At 60.2% G+C, this 21943-nt stretch carries 21 protein-coding genes and 1 pseudogene; 14 read left to right on the top strand and 8 right to left on the bottom strand.

Annotated elements, in window-relative coordinates; translation table 11 throughout:
- Window positions 1–144: 144 nt before the first annotated feature.
- Window positions 145–1074: a LysR family transcriptional regulator gene (locus CKW20_RS11450; RefSeq protein ID WP_095052998.1), complete on the bottom strand. Its 930-nt coding sequence runs from the start codon at window positions 1072–1074 to the stop codon at window positions 145–147.
- Window positions 1075–1192: 118 nt separating this feature from the next.
- On the opposite strand from CKW20_RS11450, the gene CKW20_RS11445 reads away from it, so the two are divergent.
- Window positions 1193–2206 (top strand): zinc-binding alcohol dehydrogenase family protein, encoded by a 1014-nt coding sequence (locus tag CKW20_RS11445; protein WP_095052997.1) that lies wholly within the window; start codon window positions 1193–1195, stop codon window positions 2204–2206.
- Window positions 2207–2393: 187 nt separating this feature from the next.
- Window positions 2394–2564: a hypothetical protein gene (locus CKW20_RS29555; RefSeq protein WP_176466883.1), complete on the top strand. Its 171-nt coding sequence runs from the start codon at window positions 2394–2396 to the stop codon at window positions 2562–2564.
- Between the two features lie 8 nt (window positions 2565–2572).
- On the opposite strand, the gene CKW20_RS11440 is transcribed toward CKW20_RS29555, so the two are convergent.
- Complete coding sequence (locus tag CKW20_RS11440; RefSeq protein WP_095052996.1) at window positions 2573–3769, bottom strand: multidrug effflux MFS transporter; 1197 nt, start codon at window positions 3767–3769, stop codon at window positions 2573–2575.
- Between the two features lie 108 nt (window positions 3770–3877).
- Window positions 3878–4075, bottom strand: coding sequence for a heavy-metal-associated domain-containing protein (locus CKW20_RS11435; RefSeq protein ID WP_095052995.1), 198 nt, complete (start codon window positions 4073–4075; stop codon window positions 3878–3880).
- Window positions 4076–4234: 159 nt separating this feature from the next.
- Here CKW20_RS11435 and CKW20_RS11430 point away from each other — a divergent pair, with 159 nt between their 5' ends.
- From CKW20_RS11430 to cueR, 3 genes are all read left to right on the top strand, one after another.
- Window positions 4235–4618 (top strand): hypothetical protein, encoded by a 384-nt coding sequence (locus CKW20_RS11430; protein WP_095052994.1) that lies wholly within the window; start codon window positions 4235–4237, stop codon window positions 4616–4618.
- A 230-nt stretch (window positions 4619–4848) separates the two neighbouring features.
- Window positions 4849–7242 (top strand): heavy metal translocating P-type ATPase, encoded by a 2394-nt coding sequence (locus CKW20_RS11425; RefSeq protein WP_095052993.1) that lies wholly within the window; start codon window positions 4849–4851, stop codon window positions 7240–7242.
- Window positions 7239–7652: a Cu(I)-responsive transcriptional regulator gene (gene cueR / locus CKW20_RS11420; RefSeq protein ID WP_095052992.1), complete on the top strand. Its 414-nt coding sequence runs from the start codon at window positions 7239–7241 to the stop codon at window positions 7650–7652. The genes CKW20_RS11425 and cueR overlap by 4 nt, the downstream gene beginning before the upstream one ends.
- Before the next feature lie 88 nt (window positions 7653–7740).
- Here cueR and CKW20_RS11415 read toward each other — a convergent pair whose 3' ends face one another.
- A complete protein-coding gene (locus tag CKW20_RS11415) occupies window positions 7741–8634 on the bottom strand; it encodes a PA4780 family RIO1-like protein kinase (protein WP_019651901.1) in 894 nt (297 codons plus the stop codon).
- 228 nt (window positions 8635–8862) lie between these two features.
- On the opposite strand from CKW20_RS11415, the pseudogene CKW20_RS30160 reads away from it, so the two are divergent.
- Together CKW20_RS30160 and CKW20_RS30155 are read left to right on the top strand one after the other, a co-directional pair.
- Window positions 8863–10125 (top strand): annotated as a pseudogene (locus CKW20_RS30160) (cache domain-containing protein); the annotation flags it as partial.
- Between the two features lie 90 nt (window positions 10126–10215).
- Window positions 10216–10983 carry a methyl-accepting chemotaxis protein gene (locus CKW20_RS30155; RefSeq protein ID WP_371857425.1) on the top strand — a complete coding sequence of 256 codons (768 nt, stop codon included), beginning with the start codon at window positions 10216–10218 and terminating at the stop codon, window positions 10981–10983.
- A gap of 131 nt (window positions 10984–11114) precedes the next feature.
- Here CKW20_RS30155 and CKW20_RS11400 read toward each other — a convergent pair whose 3' ends face one another.
- A complete protein-coding gene (locus CKW20_RS11400) occupies window positions 11115–12392 on the bottom strand; it encodes an acetyl-CoA C-acetyltransferase (protein WP_095052990.1) in 1278 nt (425 codons plus the stop codon).
- Window positions 12393–12674: 282 nt separating this feature from the next.
- Between CKW20_RS11400 and CKW20_RS11395 the strand changes: the two genes are divergently transcribed.
- Complete coding sequence (locus CKW20_RS11395) at window positions 12675–14027, top strand: 3-oxoacyl-ACP reductase (RefSeq protein WP_095052989.1); 1353 nt, start codon at window positions 12675–12677, stop codon at window positions 14025–14027.
- A gap of 2 nt (window positions 14028–14029) precedes the next feature.
- Entirely contained in the window at window positions 14030–14884 is an 855-nt protein-coding gene (locus CKW20_RS11390) for a MaoC/PaaZ C-terminal domain-containing protein (protein WP_095052988.1), read from the top strand.
- A 157-nt stretch (window positions 14885–15041) separates the two neighbouring features.
- On the opposite strand, the gene CKW20_RS11385 is transcribed toward CKW20_RS11390, so the two are convergent.
- Both CKW20_RS11385 and CKW20_RS11380 read right to left on the bottom strand, forming a co-directional pair.
- Window positions 15042–15452, bottom strand: a complete 411-nt coding sequence (locus CKW20_RS11385; RefSeq protein ID WP_095052987.1) for a response regulator — start codon at window positions 15450–15452, stop codon at window positions 15042–15044.
- A 69-nt stretch (window positions 15453–15521) separates the two neighbouring features.
- Window positions 15522–15740, bottom strand: coding sequence for a Flp family type IVb pilin (locus CKW20_RS11380; RefSeq protein WP_095052986.1), 219 nt, complete (start codon window positions 15738–15740; stop codon window positions 15522–15524).
- 324 nt (window positions 15741–16064) lie between these two features.
- Between CKW20_RS11380 and cpaB the strand changes: the two genes are divergently transcribed.
- The 5 genes from cpaB to CKW20_RS11355 all read left to right on the top strand — a co-directional run bounded on the left by cpaB (window position 16065) and on the right by CKW20_RS11355 (window position 21349).
- Window positions 16065–16994, top strand: a complete 930-nt coding sequence (gene cpaB, locus CKW20_RS11375; RefSeq protein ID WP_095052985.1) for a Flp pilus assembly protein CpaB — start codon at window positions 16065–16067, stop codon at window positions 16992–16994.
- An 89-nt stretch (window positions 16995–17083) separates the two neighbouring features.
- Window positions 17084–18289, top strand: coding sequence for a pilus assembly protein (locus CKW20_RS11370; protein WP_095052984.1), 1206 nt, complete (start codon window positions 17084–17086; stop codon window positions 18287–18289).
- The gene (locus CKW20_RS11365) at window positions 18286–19566 is read left to right on the top strand and encodes a CpaF family protein (protein WP_095052983.1); all 1281 of its coding nucleotides are present in this window, start codon (window positions 18286–18288) and stop codon (window positions 19564–19566) included. The genes CKW20_RS11370 and CKW20_RS11365 overlap by 4 nt, the downstream gene beginning before the upstream one ends.
- 11 nt (window positions 19567–19577) lie before the next feature.
- Entirely contained in the window at window positions 19578–20462 is an 885-nt protein-coding gene (locus tag CKW20_RS11360; protein ID WP_095052982.1) for a type II secretion system F family protein, read from the top strand.
- Window positions 20459–21349, top strand: a complete 891-nt coding sequence (locus tag CKW20_RS11355) for a type II secretion system F family protein (RefSeq protein ID WP_095052981.1) — start codon at window positions 20459–20461, stop codon at window positions 21347–21349. Before CKW20_RS11360 ends, CKW20_RS11355 begins: the two co-directional genes overlap by 4 nt.
- Before the next feature lie 188 nt (window positions 21350–21537).
- Here the strand turns inward: CKW20_RS11355 and CKW20_RS11350 are convergent, their stop codons facing one another.
- The gene (locus tag CKW20_RS11350) at window positions 21538–21912 is read right to left on the bottom strand and encodes a DUF6124 family protein (RefSeq protein WP_095052980.1); all 375 of its coding nucleotides are present in this window, start codon (window positions 21910–21912) and stop codon (window positions 21538–21540) included.
- Between the last annotated feature and the right edge of the window lie 31 nt (window positions 21913–21943).

Raw genomic sequence — 21943 nt, 5'->3', positions numbered from 1 at the left:
AATCGAACCTGACCTCGCCATTGCGAGGTCGACGGTGCGTACATGAGGCGGGCGCTAGTATAAGCGGGTTAACCGCCGGTTCCTGCCCTCGGGGATCCATTGATGGTGATAGTTCCTGACAGAAATTTCGCTATTTGCCTGCGACTAATGATCGACATCCGATTTCGTCGGAAATTGACTGCTTATGCGAGCGCATCGGCTGGCAAGCATTTCCCGCAAAAGGTTCACCGGCTTACTCAATTGTGCGCGATGGGCGCACAACAAATTCAGCGGTGCGCTCTCGCACAGCAGCTCCGGCATCAGCACCCTCAAACGACCGGCCAGCACATCGGCGGCGACATCGAGCCAGGACTTATACGCAATTCCCGCGCCCGCTATGGCCCACAGACGCACAACGTCGGCGTCGTCACTGAAGCGATCGCCACTGACCGTCAGGCTCACTTCGCGTTTGCCATCGTGGAAACTCCAGTGATCGTGAACCCGGCCGCCGAGCATGAACAACAGGCAATTGTGCTGAGCCAGTTGCTCCAGATGCCGAGGTTCGCCATGCCGTGCCAGGTAACTCGGCGCCGCACAGAGCACGCGACGGTTTTGCGGGGCGATGGGCAACGCCACCAGGCTCGAGTCTTCCGGCTCGCCATAACGCAGGGCAATGTCCACCGGTTGACGGAACAGGTCGGCGATGCGGTCGCCCAGCAGCAACCGTACCGTGAGTTTCGGATGCTCACGCTGAAACTCGTCGAGCCACGGCAACAGCAGGTTGCGACCGAAATCCGAAGGCGCCGACAGCTGCAAAATCCCGCTGACCTGATCCTGCCCGCTGGCCAGCAAGCGGCGACCCTCATCGAGATTGCTCAAGGCGGCCCGGGCGTATTCCAGAAAGCCCTCGCCTTCAGCGGTCAGGCGCAGGCTGCGGGTAGAACGGGCGAGCAAGCGTGCTCCGAGTTGCTGTTCGATGCGCTTCAACGCCGCACTGGCCACCGCCGCCGACATATCCATGCCCCGCGCCGCCGCCGACAGACTGCCCAGGTCCGCGGCCCGAACGAACAACTGCAAGTCATCGAAACGCAACATCGTCAGCCCCGATTATCAAAAAAATATTGAAAGAGACTGCTCTTTTAGCGGGTTTTATCTTGTCGTGAAATAACCAATCATCTGTCCCATCGAAATCATTTCCGCTCAGGAACCCAACATGAAAGCCATTGCCTACTACGCCTCCCTGCCCATCAGCGACGAAAAGTCCCTGCAAGACATCGAACTGCCAGAACCGGTCGCCGGGCCGCGCGACCTGTTGGTGGAGGTCAAAGCCATCTCGGTCAACCCGGTAGATACCAAGGTTCGCCAGAACGTCCAGCCTGAAAATGGCGCGGCAAAGGTGCTGGGCTGGGACGTGGCCGGTGTGGTCAAGGCCGTCGGCAGCGAAGTGACCTTGTTCAAGGCTGGCGATAAAGTGTTCTACGCCGGCTCCATCGCTCGTGCCGGCGGCAATAGCGAGTTGCATGTGGTGGATGAGCGAATTGTCGGTCATATGCCGAAAACCCTCGGTTTCGCCGAAGCTGCCGCCCTGCCGCTGACCGCGATTACAGCGTGGGAATTGCTGTTCGAACGCCTGCAAGTGCGCGAAGGCAAAATCGATGAGAACCAGAGCTTGCTGATCGTCGGTGCCGCTGGCGGTGTGGGTTCGATCCTCACGCAATTGGCCAGCCAGCTCACCGGGCTGAATGTCATCGGCACCGCTTCCCGGCCTCAAACCCAGAGCTGGGTGCGTGACCTGGGCGCTGACCTAGTGATCGACCACAACAAGCCGCTGAGTGAAGAACTCAAACGTGCCGGGATCGAGCAGGTGACCCATGTCGCCAGCCTGACCCAGACCGATCAACACCTGGATCAATTGGTGGAGGCGTTGACGCCGCAAGGCAAACTGGCGCTGATCGATGATCCGAAGTCGCTGGACGTGACCAAACTCAAGCGCAAGAGCCTGTCGCTGCACTGGGAGTTCATGTACACCCGCTCGCTGTTCGAAACTGCAGACATGATTGAGCAGCACAAACTGCTCAACCGCGTTGCCGGGCTGATCGATGCGGGCACGCTGAAAACCACGGTCGGCGAGCACTTCGGGATCATCAACGCGGCCAACCTGCGTCGTGCCCATGAGCTGTTGGAGAGCGGCAAGTCCAAGGGCAAGATTGTGCTTGAAGGGTTCTGAGCTGAAGATCAAAAGATCGCTGCCTTTGTAGGAGCCGGCGATCTTTTGCCGTCAGTCAGAGAATTGACCGTTGTCACAATTGCGATCGTATTCAGGTCTACAATCGAAAACTCTGCGAACATTCTTTTACGTGATGGCTTTTATGAGACGTCTTTTGCGAGACGTCTTTTACGAAAGGAGCTCAGCAATGAAGATCCAGATAAAAGAAGTGGCAACATCCCGCTGGCAGGTCCGCCTGGATCAACACGCTGTGACGTTCCGTAGTGAGGCCGAAGCCCTGGCCTTCACTAAAACGCTTGAAGCGCGCTTGCACGCGCCCCATCAGATTCCCGACCGTCAGCATCGCGCTGCTGGCTGAGACCTTCGTCAGACCTGGGCTTGCGTCAGCGCCCGTGCATTTTGCAAACGTCGGGTGAGCGTCGCCGCGCTCACCACCAGAATCCCGCACAGGCTGATGACCATGGCCATCGGCATGGCGCTGCCATCATGCAAAACACCCACCAATGCTGCGGCCCCGGCGGCGACGCTGAACTGCAGGCAACCAAGCATCGCCGAGGCACTGCCCGCCCGCGCACCTTGCCCGTTCATGGCGCAGGCCGAGGCGTTGGGCACAATGCAACCCAGGCTGGCGATGCAGAGGAAAAGCGGAATCAGCAACGGCCACAACTGCGCGGTATGCAACGCGCTGACCGCCAACAGAGCCAAACCGCCCGCCAGATAGAGCCAGACGGTACGCGCCAGTAAAAAGGCCGGGCCGCGCTTGGCCAGCATCCGGGCATTCACCTGGGCCACCAGAATGAAACCCGCCGCGTTAATACCGAACAGCCAGCCGAAATGCTCGGCCGGCACGCCATAGAGTTTGATGAAAACGAACGGTGAACCGGCGATGTAGGCAAACATCCCGGCGATGGCGACACCGCCGGTCAGGGCATGGCCGAGGAAGAGCGGGTCCGCCAGTAACCGACCGTACTGACGCAACGCGCCCGACAACGGTTGGCGCGGTACATGGGCCGGCAGACTTTCCGGCAGCCCGAGAGCTACGGCCAACCCTGCCAGTGCACTGAAACCGGTCAGCACGAGAAAGATCGATTGCCAGCCAGTCGTGTTGACCAGCAACCCGCCCAGCATCGGCGCAAGAATCGGTGCCAGGCCCATCACCAGCATCAGTTGCGAAAAGACTTTCGCCGAACCCACCGCATCGCATTTATCGCTGACCACCGCCCGCGCGATCACCATGCCTGCGCAACCGCCCAGCGCCTGGACGAAACGTGCACCGATCAGCCACTCCAGACTCGGCACGTAAGCACAGGCCAATGACGCAGCAGTGAACAATCCGACGCCGGTCAGCAAGGGGATCCGTCGCCCAAAGCGATCCGCCACCGGGCCATACGCCAGTTGACCAATGGACAGACCGAGGAAATAGGCCGCCAGGGTCAGTTGAACGTGTTTTTCGTCGGTGCCGAAAGCGAGCGCCATCGCCGGGAATGCCGGCAGATAGAAATCGATCGCCAGCGGACCGAAAGCGCTCAAGGCGCCGAGAATCAGGATTGTGCGGAAGTTCATCAGGCGTCCAGGTTAGGCATGCAGGTTGGCCATGGATCGGCAGGCCAACAGTCTAGCCGGGCGTGGACGCCTTGAACATTCCGTTAGGTCGCTAACTATTAAAAAGTTTTAGACCTGTTTTACGCCGTAGCCCTCTTCGCTGATGGCGGCGATCACCTGATCGGCCGTCAGCGCACTTTCAACCCCGACTTCTTTGGCGGCCAGATCGATACGCACGCTGGCCGCGGGATCCTTGGCTTGCAGCGCCTGAGTGATGGCCTTGACGCAATGACCGCAGGACATGCCTTCAACGTTGAACACTTGCATGGGACGTCTCCTTAATGGGGCCCTTCAATAGGGTTGAGGGCAGTCTCGAGCTTGCCACCATGGCAAGGTCAAGTTCTCAGGCAAGCTGCCGGGCTGGCAATCGGCGCGGTGCTCGGCCAAGCTGCGTCCATCTATGACTCGACATCAGGAGATTCAGCCATGCGCTGGTCAGCTTTCAGCCTGTTTGGCTTCCTCAGCCTATTTGCCGCGACACCTTCGGTTCAAGCCGCCGGGGAGGACTACGGCGTGCTGATCATTTCCCGCGAGCGCCTGGAAGTGTCGACTTCCTGCGAGATCGGTGTGTACATCCAGGATCAGCTATCGGCGCGACTGTTCCAGGAACAGAGCACCTCGTTCAACCTGCCGCCGGGCAATGTGTCCCTGCGCCTCAAACTGCTGCCGAGCCAGGCGCCGGGGTGCAACCCGGGCATGCTCGCGCCAGGTTCGCAGAACATCACGCTCAAGGCCGGGGATGTGTTGAAGTTCCGGATTGCGATGACGCAGGAAGGGATGTACCTCAAGCCTGCCGCTCTCGAATATTGATCACCACCTAACCCGTAGAAGTGAGGCTTGCCCGCGAAGAGGCTATAACAGTCAGCATCGATGTTGAATGTGATGGACCCTTCGCGGGCAAGTCGGATCGCCGCACCGCTCGCTCCTACAAAGTGCAGAGTCGCGTTCTGCATGGACCGCGACGATTTGCAGAGTGGCGCTTGACCTTGCCCGCATGGCAAGGTTGATCCTGTAGGCAATTTCTACAGGGAGCGTGACCGATGTCCGAATCCACCACCTTCGATCTGCCGATTGCCGGCATGACCTGCGCCAGTTGCGCGGGGCGTGTCGAACGTGCCTTGAGCAAAGTCCTCGGCGCCACGGCCGTCAGCGTCAACCTGGCCACCGAACAGGCCCGGGTTCAAGCGCCCAGCGACAGCCTGCCGGCCTTGATGGAAGCGGTGCAGCAGGCCGGTTACAGCGTGCCGCAGCAGAGCCTGGAATTGAGCATCGACGGCATGACCTGCGCGTCCTGTGTCGGCCGTGTCGAACGGGCGCTGACCAAGGTGCCGGGGGTCAAAAGCGTCAGCGTCAACCTGGCCAACGAACGGGCGCACCTCGAACTGCTCGGCCAAATCGATCCGCAAATCTTGATCAGCGCCGTGACCAAGGCCGGTTACTCCGCCAGCGTCTGGGAAGTTGAACACCCGCAAACCGACAATCAACAACAACGACTACACCGCGAACGCTGGGCTTTGCTGGCGGCCATCGCCCTCGCCTTGCCGCTGGTGCTGCCGATGGTGCTGCAACCTTTCGGCGTGCACTGGATGCTCCCGGCATGGGTGCAGTTTGCGCTGGCCACACCGGTGCAGTTCATCTTCGGTGCACGCTTCTATGTCGCTGCGTGGAAAGCCGTGCGCGCCGGTGCCGGCAACATGGATTTGCTGGTAGCCCTGGGCACCAGTGCCGGCTATGGCTTGAGCGTTTACGAGTGGGCCACCGCCGCCGGCCGCCTGCCGCACCTGTATTTCGAAGCCTCGGCGGTGGTGATCGCCTTGGTATTGCTGGGCAAATACCTGGAAAGTCGCGCCAAACGCCAGACCGCTAGCGCCATCCGCGCCCTCGAAGCCTTGCGTCCGGAACGAGCCATTCAGGTGATCGACGGTCGCGAACAGGACGTTGCGATCAGCGCTTTGCGCCTCAACGATCTGGTCATGGTCAAACCCGGCGAACGCTTCCCGGTGGATGGCGAAGTAGTGGAAGGCCAGAGCCACGCCGATGAAGCCTTGATCAGCGGCGAAAGCCTGCCGGTACCAAAACAGCCGGGCGACAAGGTCACCGGCGGCGCCATCAATGGCGAAGGTCGGTTGCTGGTACGGACCTTGGCGCTCGGCGCAGAAACCGTACTGGCGCGGATCATCCGCCTGGTCGAAGACGCGCAGGCGGCGAAAGCGCCGATCCAGAAGCTGGTGGATAAAGTCAGCCAGGTGTTCGTGCCGGCGGTGCTGCTGATCGCGCTGGTGACCCTGGTCGGTTGGTGGCTGTACGGTGCGCCACTGGAAACCGCGTTGATCAACGCCGTCGCAGTGTTGGTGATCGCCTGCCCTTGCGCACTCGGGCTGGCTACACCGACGGCAATCATGGCCGGCACCGGTGTGGCGGCGCACTACGGGATTCTGATCAAGGATGCCGAAGCTTTGGAGCGTGCTCATGAAGTCAGCGCCGTGGTGTTCGACAAGACCGGCACGCTGACTTCAGGTACGCCGCGCATCGCGCATTTGAGTGCCGTAGAGGGTGATGAAGCTGCCTTGCTGCAAATGGCCGGTGCGCTACAACGCGGTAGCGAGCACCCGCTGGCCAAGGCTGTACTGGATGCCTGCGCCGAGCGCGGCGTGACCGTGGCCGATGTCAGCGACAGTCAATCGCTGACCGGGCGCGGCATTGCCGGCAATCTCGATGGCCGGCGATTGGCTTTGGGCAATCGACGTCTGCTGGAAGAAAGCGACTTGAGCGCCGGGTCATTGGCCGACTCCGCAACCGCTTGGGAAACCGAGGGCCGGACCCTGTCCTGGCTGATCGAACAAAGCCCCGAACCTCGGGTACTCGGCCTATTCGCCTTCGGTGACACGCTCAAACCCGGTGCCTTGCAAGCAGTGCAACAGCTGAGCGCACGGAATATCAGCAGCCACTTGCTGACTGGCGATAACCGCGGCAGCGCCAAAGTAGTTGCCGAAACGCTGGGCATCAGTGACGTCCACGCCGAAGTATTGCCGGCGGACAAAGCCGCCACTGTCGCCGCACTGAAAAAAACCGGCGTGGTGGCGATGGTCGGCGACGGCATCAACGACGCGCCAGCACTTGCCGCGGCAGATATCGGCATCGCCATGGGCGGCGGCACCGACGTCGCCATGCACGCCGCCGGGATCACCCTGATGCGCGGCGATCCACGGCTGGTGCCGGCGGCGCTGGAGATCAGCCGCAAGACCTACGCGAAGATTCGCCAAAACCTGTTCTGGGCCTTCGTCTATAACCTGATCGGCCTGCCACTGGCGGCGTTCGGCTTCCTCAACCCGGTGCTGGCCGGTGCGGCCATGGCGCTGTCGAGCGTCAGCGTGGTGAGCAATGCGTTACTGTTGAAAACCTGGAAACCCAAAGACCTGGAGGACAACCGATGAACATTGGCCAAGCGGCCCGCCACAGTGGTTTAAGCGCGAAGATGATTCGTTACTACGAATCCATCGGCCTGCTCAAGGCGGCCCATCGCACTGACAGTGGCTACCGGGTCTATGGCGACGATGATCTGCATACTCTGGCGTTCATCAAGCGCTCCCGGGATCTGGGCTTTTCACTGGAAGAGGTCGGCAAACTGTTGACCCTCTGGCAGGACCGCCAGCGAGCCAGTGCCGATGTGAAGGCGCTGGCCCGTCAGCACATCGACGAGCTGAACCAGAAGATTCGCGAACTCGCGCAACTGCGCGACACCCTGCAAGACCTGGTAGAACATTGCCATGGCGATCACCGCCCGGATTGCCCGATCCTCAAGGAGCTGGCGTCGGGCTGCTGTGCGGAACCGGCTCGGGCCTGACACATTGTGTGTTGGATGTTCCGCCGCTGAACTGACTGAATCCATAACCCACAAAAAACCCGGCCGAAGCCGGGTTTTGGTCAACCGATCACTGCATCCACGGCGGAGGCGGTTCTTCGGTCTTGCTCGGTGGCGCATCATCCGCCGCCCGAACTGCTTGACGACGCTCTTCATCGAGACGGGCCGCCTCGATCTCGCGCATGATCCCGCCGACGTCCGCCAGCTCTTCCGGCTCGTCGAACTCGCCGGTCAACACACTGGCCGGGTGCAAAGTACCAGCTTCGTACAATGCCCACATTTCCTTGGCGTACTTGGTGCGTTTCAACTCCGGTGCAAAGCGACCGAAGTACGACGCCATGTTGCCCACGTCCCGCTCCAGCATGCTGAACGCATGGTTGTTGCCCGCCGCATCCACCGCTTGCGGCAGGTCGATGATGACCGGGCCGGTCGGCGTCAGCAGTACGTTGAACTCGGACAGGTCACCATGCACCAGACCGGTACACAGCATCAGCACGATTTGCGAAATCAGATACGCGTGATATTCGCGCGCCTGGTCCGGCTCCAGCACCACATCGTTCAGACGCGGCGCGGCATCGCCGTACTCGTCGGCCACCAGCTCCATCAGCAGCACGCCTTCGAGGAAGTCATACGGCTTGGGTACGCGCACACCGGCACTGGCCAGACGGAACAGCGCCGCCACTTCGGCGTTTTGCCAGGCGTCTTCGGTTTCCTTGCGGCCAAACTTGGAGCCCTTGGCCATCGCTCGAGCCTGCCGGCTGTTGCGCACCTTACGGCCTTCCTGATACTCGGCCGCCTGACGAAAACTGCGTTTATTCGCCTCCTTGTAGACCTTGGCACAACGCAGCTCGTTGCCGCAGCGCACCACATAAACAGCTGCTTCTTTACCACTCATGAGTGGGCGCAGCACCTCGTCGACCAGACCGTCCTCGATCAGGGGTTCAATGCGTTTTGGAGTCTTCATCAGCTTTTATTGTGGGTCCTTTATTACCAAACACGCGAAAGTCATTCGTTATACGGCAATCCTCTCATTCGCGGGAGGGGTTACCGACCTATGAACGCTCCCATGAACATCAAGAAGCACACAATGTGCCGGATTAATCAGGCACGACTCATCGACCGCTCAAGATCATAGCTGAGCCTGCATCACTTGTTGACGAAGGGCTACAAGGGCATTGCGACAGAATCTGACATGTCGCTCTCTACCTTTCGCCGGATTTTTCCCAGCAGACCTAAATTTCCCTGTCCATCAGCCGAAAGTATTAGAGAGCAAAGGATTTGTCCGACAATCGAAAACATTTACAGCTACCAAATAATCCGCGAGTCATCTGCACTGCGTGGGTCTACAAGAAGAACTGGAGCGCGGATGAACATCAAACAGAAGTTGACCTGGGCGTTTGCAATCATTGCCTGCCTGCCCGTGGTGCTGGTCGCCACCCTCGTGGTGCTGAACTTGCGCAGCGACGCCAAGGAAAATTTTGTCGACGGTAGTGGCCGCGAGATTAGCCAGGTCAGCAATGCCATGCAGGTGTTTTTCGACGGCATCAGCCAGAACGTCGACTACATGGCCAGCCAGCCGTTGGTCAAAGCGGGCGATGCCAGCGTAAAAAGCCGGGTCAGTGCCGATGCCGCGCAACTTCCCGAAAGCGAGATGGACACAAAGCTGCTGGATTTATTCACTGGGCTGGCCGTCAGTCACCCGGCTTATTCCTATGTGTACTACGGCTTGTCCAGCGGTGGTTATGCCGTATGGCCAGCTGATCCGAAGCTGACTGGCTACGACCCACGTGTTCGCCCCTGGTACAAGACGGCCATGGCCGCCCCTGGCAAGACACTGCGCACTTCGGCCTATTACTGGGCCGGTGATGACTCCGTGCAGGTCAGTACGGTGCGCGCCGTGGCCAATCAGTTGGGGGCCCAGGGCGGTGTGGTCGCCATCGATGTGTCCCTCAAGCAGCTCACCGAAATCGTCAAACAGATCAAACTCGGCGAAACCGGTTACCTGATGCTGGTGGAAAATACCGGCACGGTGCTGGTCGATCCGAAGCAACCGGAACACAACTTCAAAGCCCTCAACAGCCTCGGCGAGGGCTATGCGCAACTGGCCAAGGCCGGCAAAGGGCTGGTGGAAGTCGAGCTCAATGGCGAACGCTACATGGCTAACGTCTGGCCGTCGGAGCAACTGGGCTGGTCCTTTATCGGCCTGATCAAGCAGACGGACGTGATGAGCTCGGCCACTCAACTGACCTGGCTGATCGCGATCATCGCGGCGGTACTGGCAGTGTTCTTCGCTATCGTTGGCGCCAGTTTCGCCAGCCTGATCGTGCGGCCGATCCGCAGCGTAGCCAGCGGTCTGGAAGGCATCGCCCAGGGTGAAGGCGACCTGACCAAAAACCTGCACATCCGTGGCAGCGATGAAACCGCGCAACTGGCCAACTGGTTCAACCAGTTTCTGGCGGCGATTCGCAACCTGATTCAAAGCATCGGCGGTGCCGCGAGCAAGATCCTCGCCACCTCCCAGAGCTCGACCAAGGTGTCCAGTGACATGGCCGAGGCCGCCGGACGTCAGCGTGAAGCGGTGGATATGGTGTCCACGGCGTTCCATGAAATGGTCGCCACCGCCAACGAAGTCGCACGCTCCTGCAGCCAGGCCGCCGAATCGGCCGACAGCGGTCAGCGCCAGGCGCGCGAAGGTCAGCAACAGATTGATGCAGCCGTCACCAGCGTTGATCGCTTGAGCCAGGAAATCGAACAATCGGCGCAGTCGATGCAACAGCTTGAACGCGATAGCAACGACATTCAGTCGATCCTCGGGACCATTCGTTCCATCGCCGAACAAACCAACCTGCTGGCGCTGAACGCCGCCATCGAAGCGGCCCGTGCCGGTGAACAGGGTCGTGGTTTTGCGGTGGTAGCGGATGAAGTTCGCGCCCTGGCCAAACGCACTGCCGACTCCACGGCGGAAATCGACGGTCTGTTGGGCAACCTGGCCAAGCGCACCAGCCAGGTGACGCAGCAGATGCATGCGAGCCTGGAAGTGTCCCAGCAATCGGTGACCCGTATCGGCGAAGCGCGCAGCAGCTTCGGGCAGATTCGTGAATCGGTGGATGTGATTCGCGACATGAACACGCAGATTGCCACGGCAGCTGAAGAACAGCATCAAGTGGCGGAAGACATCAATCGCCACATCAGCCAGATTCATGGCGATGCGCAGTTGGTGGCGGAACTGGCGAACTCGGCGCGCCTGGATTCTCAGAGCCTGGCGGGGTTGTCGAATGAGCTGGATGGGTTGGTTCGGCGGTTCAGAACCTGACCGGATACCGGTGGCCGCTACGCGGCCAATCGCGGGCAAGCCCGCTCCTACAGGATTTGCGTTGTCCTTGTGGGAGCGAGCCTGCTCGCGATGGGGGCGTCACTGCCTGAACAAATCAGAACAACCAATAATCAACGCTCGATAATTGCCGTCACGCCCTGACCGCCGGCGGCGCAGATCGAGATCAACCCTCGGCCCTTGCCCGCCGCGTTCAGCAGCTTCGCCAGATTGGCGACGATGCGCGCACCGGTAGCGGCAAACGGGTGCCCGGCGGCCAGTGAGCTGCCCTTGACGTTGAGGCGGCTGCGGTCGATGGAGCCCAACGGTGCGTCGAGGCCGAGACGGTTTTTGCAGAACTCCGGATCCTCCCAAGCCTTCAATGTGCACAATACTTGCGCGGCGAACGCTTCATGGATTTCGTAGTAATCGAAGTCCTGCAAGGTCAGGCCATTACGCGCCAGTAAACGCGGCACGGCATAAGCCGGCGCCATCAGCAGCCCTTCGGCTCCGTTGACGAAATCCACCGCCGCCGCTTCGCCGTCACGCCAATAGGCGAGGATCGGCAAGCCGCGCTCTTTCGCCCATTCCTCACTGCCCAGCAGCACCACCGACGCGCCATCGGTGAGTGGCGTGGAATTGCCCGCGGTCAGGGTGCCCTTGGCGCTTTTCTCGAAGGCCGGTTTCAGTGAGGCGAGTTTTTCCAGGGTCAGATCCGGGCGCAGGTTGTTGTCCCGGGTCAGGCCGAGGAACGGCGTCATCAGATCGTTGTGCCAGCCTTCGGCGTAGGACGCGGCCAGTTTCTGATGGCTTTCCTGGGTCAGTTGATCCTGCTCGTCACGCGGGATGCTCCAGGTCTGGGCCATCAATTCACAGTGTTCGCCCATCGACCGGCCGGTGCGCGGCTCACCGATGCTTGGAAAGTCGGGCATCAAGTGGCGGGGACGCAGTTGCAGGAAGGTTTTCAGTTTGTCGGCGGTACTTCGGGCGCGGTTGGCCTGCAAGAGGATCTTGCGCAGGCTTTCGTTGACACCGATCGGTACGTCCGAGGCGGTGTCGACGCCACCGGCAATGCCACATTCGATTTGCCCCAAGGCGATTTTGTTCGCCACCAACAACGTCGCCTCCAGCCCCGTGCCGCAGGCTTGCTGGATGTCGTAGGCCGGCGTCATTGGCGACAACCGCGAGCCGAGCACGCATTCGCGGGTCAGGCCGTAGTCTCGCAAATACTTGAGCAGCGCCCCTGCTGCCACTTCGCCCATGCGCACACCGTGCAGGTTATAGCGTTCGATCAGGCCTTCCAGCGCTGCGGTGAACATCGCCTGGTTACTGGCAGTGGCGTACGGCCCGTTGGACCGGGCAAAGGGGATACGGTTACCACCGATAATCGCGACGCGGCGCAGCTGAGTCATGAAAAAGCTCTCCTTCCTGATATTCAATTGTGACCACAAGCCCCCTGTAGGAGCGGCGGTGCGGCGATCCGGCTTGCCCGCGAAAGCGGTGTGTCAGTTAACAGCGATGTTAAATGTGCCGGCCCCTTCGCGAGCAAGCTCGCTTCTACAGGTTCTGTGCTCCCTGAAAGTCCGGTTACAAACTAACCTGCAATGATCAAGCGTAGGCCGTATCTCGTGGGTCGAACGACTAATTGCCGTTCATGGTCCACACTTTTAATCCCAGCTGCTGGAGCGTGATCCATGTCTGACCGTTATATCGACTTCGCCAATTCGTCCATCGGCCATCGTGTGGTCGGTGCCCTGGGTCTGCCGTCGCCGGTACGACTGGAACGCTGGCAAGCAGGCCGATTGCGGCCTATCGAGGGCGCGTTGCTGATTGGCGGTGGCCCGCTGACGGAAAAAGTCAGCGCTCTCGCCAACCGCCTGACCGACACGATTTACAGCTACGGCACCGATCCGACCTTGGCCACCGCGTGGATTCCCGGCCACGGCCAGAAACTCAAAGCCGTGGTGTACGACGCCAGTGATCTGGTGCAGGTCGATCAGTTGAAACAGCTGCGCGAGTTTTTCCAGCCGCTGATGAAAAACCTCGATCACCATGCGCACCTGGTGATTCTTGGTCGGGCGCCGGAGACTTTGAGCGACCCGTTCGCGGCCAGCACCCAACGTGCCCTGGAAGGTTTCAGCCGGTCGCTGGCCAAGGAACTGCGCAGCGGCGGTACGTTGCAGCTGATCTATGTCGGTGAAGGTGCCGAAGATCAACTGGAAGGCCCATTGCGGTTTTTCCTCTCGCCCAAAAGCGCGTTCATTTCCGGACAAGTCATACGCTTGAAGGCGTGTGAAGCGCAGGTGATGGACTGGACTCGCCCCTTGTCGGGGCGTAAAGCACTGGTGACGGGCGCGGCTCGCGGCATCGGCGCCTCGATCGCCGAAACCCTGGCCCGCGACGGCGCCGAGGTGATCCTGCTCGACGTACCACCGGCCAAAAACGATCTCGAGGCTCTGGCCGCACGCCTTGGCGGGCGCGGCATCACGCTGGACATCTGCGCCGAAGACGCCGCCACACAACTGATCGAACTTCTGCCCGACGGCATCGACATCGTCGTCCACAACGCAGGCATCACGCGGGACAAAACCCTGGCCAACATGACCCCGGAATTCTGGGACGCAGTGCTGGCGGTCAACCTCAACGCGCCGCAAGTGCTGACCAAGGCTCTGCTCGACAGCAGCACCTTGCGCGACAACGGCCGAGTGATCTTGCTGGCATCCATCAGCGGCATCGCCGGCAATCGCGGGCAAACCAACTATGCCGCGAGCAAGGCCGGGTTGATCGGCCTGGCTCAGGCCTGGGCGCCGCTGTTGAGTGAGCGCGGCATCAGCATCAATGCGGTGGCGCCAGGGTTCATCGAAACCCAAATGACCGCGCACCTGCCCTTCGGCGTGCGCGAAGCCGGGCGACGCTTGAGTTCGTTGGGCCAGGGTGGCCTGCCACAAGACGTCGCCGAAGCCGTGGCCTGGCTGGCACAACCGGGCACCGGAGCGTTTACCGGGCAAGCGTTGCGCATTTGCGGGCAAAGCGTTTTGGGAGCCTGACCATGACCACCGACTGGCACACACTCAATAGCGAACCGGGCCTGCAAACGCTGTATGTGAAGGCGGTAACACGCCGCAAAATCACCGGCAGTGCCTTGCCCGACCTGGGTTATCACTGCTGGGTCAATGTCGATCCGAAACGCCTTGAGGCTTATCGCAAAGTCTGTGGTTTCGCCGACAACGGGCTGCTGCCACCGACGTATCCGCACATCCTGGCGTTTGCCTTGCAGATGCAATTGCTCACGGCCAAAGCGTTTCCGTTCCCGCTGCTGGGGTTGATTCACTTGAGCAATCGCATCCGCATCTTGCGCCCCATGGGCGGCGTACACCGGGTGCGGGTCAGCGTGAAAGTGCAGAACCTGAAACCCCATGCCAAGGGTGCGACGTTCGATTTGGTGACGACACTCGACGATCAGTTGGGGCCGCTATGGGAAGCGGAAAGCCAGATGCTCTGCCGTGGCGTCAAACTGGAAGGAGAGCCCGTCGAGGAAGCGTTTGCATCAACGTTGTTGTTGACCGAAGTGGCCCACTGGAAAGTGCCGGCGGACATTGGCCGGCGGTACGCCAAGGTGTCCGGGGACTACAACCCGATTCACCTGAGTGCGATCAGCGCGAAACTCTTCGGTTTTCCCAAAGCCATCGCCCACGGTCTATGGAACAAGGCACGTACGCTGGCAGCCCTGACCGATCATTTGCCGACGGCAAACGTCGAGATTGCGGTGCAGTTCAGGAAACCGGTGCGCCTTCCCAGTGAAGTGACGCTGATGGCCAGTGTGGCGGGGTCCAGTGGAGACTTTCAGTTGATGGGGGCGGGGGATCTGGAGCACATGGTTGGGCAGTGGCGGCCAGTTGCCTGATTGTTCGGTCTGATCGTTCCCACGCTCTGCGTGGGAATGCAGCCCGGGACGCTCCGCGTCCCAAGAGCCGAACGCAGAGCGTCCGTAGAGGCGTTCCCACGCAGAGCCTGGGAACGATCAAAACCGTAGGGCGATGCCCCGGAACCTACACCGCAGATCAGGAACTAACCACCACCCGAGGCTGCGGAAACAAATTATTCAACGTCTCCAACAACCGCACGTGATAAATCGGCTTGCGGAACAAATCCAGTACCTGCAACCGCAACATATCACTCACATCATCCATATCCGCATGCCCCGACGTCACAATCACCGGCAAATGCTGACGAGCCGTATGCTCACGCAACCGCTTGATCAATGACATGCCACTCTCCTCCGGCATCCGCAAATCAGTAATCACCAGCGCGATATCAGGATGACAAGTCAAATGATGAAGGGCGAGTTTCACCGAGGTTGCCGTAAAACAAGTAAAGCCCTCGCCCTCCAGCAACTCCGCCAGTTCCAGCAACGCATCTTCCTCATCATCGACCAGAAGCAGCTGTTGGCGTGGGAGCGCGGGAGCATTCATGAGTAAACACCTGCAATGGACTAAGCGTTGACGTTAGAACCACCCTGGCAGGTTAGCAAGCGGTCGACATCAAGGAGTAGAAGGAGTAGGCACTAGCGATTCCTTGAGCACGGTAAAAATATCGGTTACCGCACCCGAGATAGGCGTCATGAACACCACCAATGCAACCGCGGCCATGCCCGCAATGATCGCGTATTCGATACCCGAAGCACCCTCGGTATCTTTGGCTAGGTATTTGAACAAAATGATTTCGGTTTTGATCTTCTGGACAACTTTAGTAAAGGACATGATGTGTCTCCTATGACAGCGGATGTTGCACAGCTGCAACATGATTCCCCTATGCCAGCATCAGCATTGTCGGCAAACCCGAGACCAACAACTGTAAGAACCAATTAATGCTTAAGTAGTAACCGGTTCATTGACGTCACAAAACAGTGCTTTTGGCTTCTGTCCGTTACTTTTGTCAGATATTTACCGCCCTGTAATGGCTTTTTGCTTTACCTGCGCTACCGTCAAATAGCGAAATAGTTCTATGTTCATAGCTGCCTGATTGCGAAGTCATCTCATTAGAACTCCTTGGGGGCGTTACGCAGCAGGAAAGGGAGAGCCTTCATGAACAGTCGCGTCACCATGGGCCTGGCCGGGCTGTTTCTGGTAGGCGCCATCATTGCCGGTTATTGGGGGCTGGCGCTGAGTCGCCAACCGGCACCCGAATCCGTCGCGCAACCCGGCACGTCATCAACTTCAATACTCGCGTCGGTGGACGACCCAACCCGCCAGCCGGTGGTTGTGTTGCTGCGAGACATAGCGCCATTCGAGCCAATCACCGCCGCCGACGTGACCCTGGAAAAACTCCGCATCGCCCCGGCCGGCAGCCTGTCCCGTCTCGATCAAGCCATTGGCCGTATGCCTTGGCGCACACTGACTGCCGGCAGTTGGCTCAATGATGAAAGTTTCGAAACCGGCGGGGCGCTGGCGCGAATGATCCGCCCCGATGAGCGCGCCCTGGCCGTGGCGGCGGATGACGTGATCAATGTCGGCGGTCAACTGAGCCCCGGCGACTATGTCGACGTCCTGCTGTTTCTGCGCATGGACACCAACAATCTCCAGCAATCGGCCCAGGTCGTGGTCCCGGCGTTGCGCGTACTCGGTGTCGGCGATCAGTTGGGGTTGATGAACGATGGCCAGCCGGCCAACCCGGCACGCAGCCACGAAGAAAGACTCAAGCAGGAACAACTGCGCGCCAATGCCCGCACCGTTTTGCTCGCCGTTCCCGAACCCCTCTTGAGCCGTCTGATGCTCGCGGCTCAGGTCGGGGTTTTGCGCCTGGCCGTGCGCAGCGCCGAAGAAAAAAGTCTGAGTTATTACTGGGCCGGTAACCGCGCTTCACAGGCGAGCCTGGCCAGTGCCAACCGCGAATTGGTGCAGTTCAGTCAACTGGCCCTGGCCGGCACACCCAAACCCGCCACCGGCGGCGCAGTACCGCGCAAGACGAGCGTGGAAGTCATCCGCGGCAATGAAGTCACCCAACAAACGCCCTGAATCGAGCGAGGACGCTTCTCCATGCGCAGACGTTTCACGCAGTACTTGCTCGACAACGGCTGCTTCGAAAAATGCAGCGGGTTATCGCAATGAGTCAGCCCCAGAACCTGAGTCAGACGTTCCTCGCGATCACGCGCAACAGCACCGACTTCGAGTGGCTGCAAGGTGCGCTGGCCCCTTTGGGCCGAGTGATCAGCGCCGGGGGCGGCAACCTCGATGAACTCTTGACGCTGGTGGACGTGACTTTCGCCAGCCTGGTGTTCGTGGGTCTGGACCGTGAACATGTGGTGGCCCAGAGCGCGTTGATCGAGGGAGCCCTGGAAGCCAAACCGATGCTGGCGATCGTTGCCTTGGGCGACGGCATGGACAACCAGCTCGTGCTCAACGCCATGCGTGCCGGCGCGCGGGATTTCGTCTCTTACGGCTCGCGCTCCAGTGAAGTTGCCGGCTTGGTGCGACGCTTGAGCAAACGCCTGCCGACCGTGGCGCCGAACCTGCAACAGAGTCAACAGGGTGACCTGACCGTGCTTTATGGTGCGCAGAGCAATGCCGATGGAGCGTTGCTCGCCAACCACCTGGCGCACGTGGTGCAAAAGAGCGGTCAGCAGACGCTGTTGCTGGATCTCGGACTGCCGCGTGGCGACAGCCTTGCATTGCTGGGGCTGGAGAGTTCGTTTCATTTCGGCGATGCGTTGCGACACCTGAGGCGCCTCGACGCGACGCTGATCGACAGCGCCTTCACCACCTGTGATGCCGGGCTGCGGATTCTCGCCTACGCCAGCCATGACGAACCGCTGGAACAGACCAGTGCCGCCGAGCTGTACATGCTGCTCAGCGCCTTGCGTCAACATTTCCAGCACATCGTGGTGAACCTTACCGGCCAGTCGGACAGCGAAGCGTTGCGCACCTTCGTCAGCCATTGCGACAAATTGCTGTGGTACACCGATCAGAATGTGCTCGATTGCCGACGCAACCTTGAAGTGCTCGGCCGCTGGCGTGAAAAAGGTCTGAAGCTCGACCACGCCCGGTTGCTGGTAGACCGCTATCTGCGCAATGTCGCGCCAGACTCCGACACCTTGAGCAAAAGCTTCGGCATGGAGGTTATCGCAGTCTTGGCCTACAGCCCGGAAGTGCGGCTCAACGCCAAGAATCAGGGGGTGAGTCTGTTCGAACTGGCCCCGCGCGAAAACCTGACCCAAAGCTTGCGCACCCTCGGCGAACGGCTGGCCAAACGCTCCGAAGACCTGGACAAACCCAAGGCTGGCTGGTTTGACCGATTGAGGGGCGCGCAATGAGTGGGGAAAAACTATTCGGTACGCCCTCCCACGGGCCGGCGGGCAATACCGACCACGAAGGCCTGAAACTGGTGCTGCACCGCTACATCATCGACGCCATCGAAGAGTCCGGGAAAAATCTGCTGGAAGGTTCGCGGCCAATGCTGTCGCAGTTCGTCATCGACAAAGTCGCCGAGTACATCGCACGCCTGCACCTGGCGATTTCCCGGTACGAGATGGAGCGGCTGGCTGAAGAAATCGTCGATGAACTCACCGGTTTCGGTCCGCTGGAGGTGTTGCTGCGTGACTCGACGGTGACCGAAATTCTGGTCAACGGCCCGCACCGGGTGTTCGTCGAACGCGAGGGTGTATTGCACCTGAGCGACCTGCGATTCATCGACGACCATCACGTCGAGCGGGTGATGCAGCGAATTCTCGCACCCCTGGGCCGACGGCTCGACGAGTCTTCACCGATGGTCGATGCACGCCTGCCCGACGGCAGCCGGGTCAACGCGATCATCCCGCCGATCGCCCTTGATGGCCCATGCCTATCGATTCGAAAGTTCCGCAAGGACATGCTCAAAAGCTCCGACCTGATGGCGATGCAAACCATCGATCAGGCGATATTCGAGTTCATTCAGGAGGCTGTGGGCAAGCGCTGCAACATCCTTGTCAGCGGCGGTACCGGCACCGGCAAGACCACACTGTTGAACATTCTCAGCCAGCTGATCGCCCCGCACGAACGCCTGGTCACCATCGAAGACGTCGCCGAATTGCAACTGGGCCATCCTCACGTGGTGCGCCTGGAAACCCGACCGCCGAATGCCGAAGGCCACGGCGAAGTGAAGGCCAGCGATCTGATTCGCAACGCGCTGCGGATGCGCCCGGACCGGATCATCCTCGGCGAAATTCGCGGCGTCGAAGTGGTCGACGTGCTCACCGCGATGAACACCGGGCACGACGGTTCCATGAGCACCGTGCACGCCAACAATGCCCAGGATGCGCTGTTGCGCCTGGAGACTCTGGTGGGACTGACTGGGCGCACCATCGCCGAACGCACCTTGCGGCAGATGATTTGCGCGGCGCTGGACGTGGTGATCCAACTGACGCGCCTGCCCGATGGCCGCCGCTGCGTCAGCGAAGTGGTGGAAGTCGTCGGTATTCGTGACGACGTCTATGTGACCAATACGCTGTTCCGCTTCGACCGACGCACCGGTTTCGGTTTCCTGCGCGAGGCGGTCAACCCCGCCGGCGACAAACTGCGGCGCGAATCGGCGCTCTCTCCCTTATCGCACTGAAGGATCACGGCATGCTCAAACCGGCGCTGCTCATCCTGATTTGCCTGACGTTGCTGGGCCTGTCGATCCGTTTGTTCTACAACGGTCTGCGCCAGACCGGCATCGATCGAACCCTCGGTCGCCTGACGCAGGGGCAACCACAACTGACGGTGAAGAAATCATCCTGGGCAGGCCTGGAGCGGGCCTTTCTACGCGCCGGCCTCGGTCGTCCTACCGAGCGTCTGGGGTTGTGGTTGCTGCTCTGGGCCTTGGGCGTCTTGCTGGGGGCTGTCCTCGCGGGCTGGATCGGTTTGCTGGTATTGCTGCTGATGCCGCCCCTGGCTCTGCGGCTGTACATCAGTTGGTGCTATCAGCGCCGGCTCAAGCGCATGATCGAACAACTGCCGTCGTTGCTCGATCACACGGTGCGCAGCCTGAAGTCCGGACGCACCTTGGCCGATGCAGTGCGGGTCGCCATCGACGCCGCCGAAGACCCACTGAAAAACGCCATGGGCCGGGTTCAGCGCAATGTGAATCTGGGCGTCAGCCTGCCTGACGCTGTTACGGACTTCGCCGAACTGTACGAGAAAGACGAGTTTCGCTTGTTTGCGCTGGGCCTGAAGGTCAATCACCGCTACGGCGGTAATGCCAGTGAGCTGTTTGAGAACCTGATCAAGATGATCCGTGAACGAGACCAGGCTGCGCGCCAACTGCGCGCCATGACGGGCGAAACCCGCATCACAGCGGTGGTGCTGGCCCTGATGCCCGTGGGGCTCGCCGGCTACTTCTTGCTGTCCAATCCGAAATACCTGTTCGCCATGTGGAACAGCAGCTCGGGACAAATGATGCTCGCGACTGCCTTCGGCCTGCAGGTCGTGGGTTGCCTGGCGCTGTGGCGCATGTTGCGTAGCGTATGAAAATAGCCCTGCTGATCAGCGCACTGTTATTTCTCGGGGCCACGCTGTTGCTGCTCAGTGGCCTGCTGGACCAACATCGGCGTGCTCGCCAGGTTGCTCAACGACTGGACGGCAAACCGCTGAGCGACCATCGCGTCCGTCACTGGTTGCAAGTGCTGGGCGATAGCCGCATCGGTCAGCGCTCGGTCAAACTGGACAACGAAACCCAGACGCTGCTCAATCGCCTCGGCTGGCGTAGCGCCCGGCAACGCTCGCTGTTCGCTGCCTGCCAGATCGGCATACCGGTGCTTGCGTTGGCCCTGAGTCTATTGATCCAGAGCGTGTTCTTCTCGCAGGTGAACAACCACTGGATCACCCCGGCTTTCGCCACCGCCCTCGGTTATTTGCTGCCAAAACGCTTGCTGGCCGCCGCTGCATACCATCGGCAAAAACAACTGGCAATCGAGATTTCGACCTTCATTCCACTGCTGCGCATCCTGTTCGAATCCGGCATGGCGGTGGAGCAGTCGCTGCGAGTGTTGAGCATCGAAGGCAAACAATTACTGCCAGCCCTGACCCATGAACTGCGCCTGATACTGACCCGGGTCGATTCCGGCCTGGAGCTTGGCGAAGAACTGAACAAGGCCACCCAATTACTGGCGGTGGACGAGTTCACCGACACCTGCGTGATTCTTCAGCAGTTGATCCACCAGGGCGGCGGCGCCATGAAATCACTGCTGGGGCTCAAGCTACTGCTCGATGACCGGCGCCTGACACGCTTGCAGGAATACATCTCCAAGATGTCCGCGAAAATGTCCGTCGTGATGATGCTGTTTCTCTTCCCGGCATTGCTGATCGTACTGGCCGGCCCCAGCTTCAGCGCCCTGGCCCGGGCCTTTGGTCGTTGAAAGGCACAGCAGCGATCCCGTAGGAGCGAGGCTTGCCCGCGAAGGCGGCCTGATAGCCAACCAATTTCCAGCAGATGTACCCAGCTCAACTGTAGGAGCTGAGCTTGCTCGCGAAAGCGGTGTGTCAGACGACTTGGATGTTGAATGTTAGAAAGCCTTCGCGGGCAAGCCTCGCTCCTACAAGGGGATTAGCTGTGTGGCGCAGGTTTTGGTACGTCGACGTTATCCAGAACCCGATTCACCGCCAGCTCGGCCAGCATGATGACCTGCTGAATCGCCAGGATCGTATGCCGCTGCGGGGCTTCGACATAGGCGGCAATGTCGCTGGTCATGACGCTCGCTGAAGCCAACGACTCGCAGACATGGGCTAGCAGGCTTTCGTTGTCCATGTCCGGGGCGACCAGAAACATCCTGCTTGGCTTGCGGCCTTCGGTTTTGTTTGGGGTGGGATTGAGGTAGTGGTCGAGCGCGCGGTTAGCGGCGTCGTGGAATTTTTTTGAATCAGCAGATTCGTAAGGGGAAACGTTGTCGGCTTCTGGCGGATTAGGGGTTGCTTTGAACATGATTTACACCTCTGGGATGAAATGGAGCCAC

The organism is Pseudomonas sp. Irchel s3b2 (assembly GCF_900187445.1).
Classification (GTDB): Bacteria; Pseudomonadota; Gammaproteobacteria; order Pseudomonadales; family Pseudomonadaceae; genus Aquipseudomonas.
The sequence above is the reverse complement of the archived record's forward strand: the minus strand, read 5'-3'. Positions and strand labels throughout refer to the sequence as shown.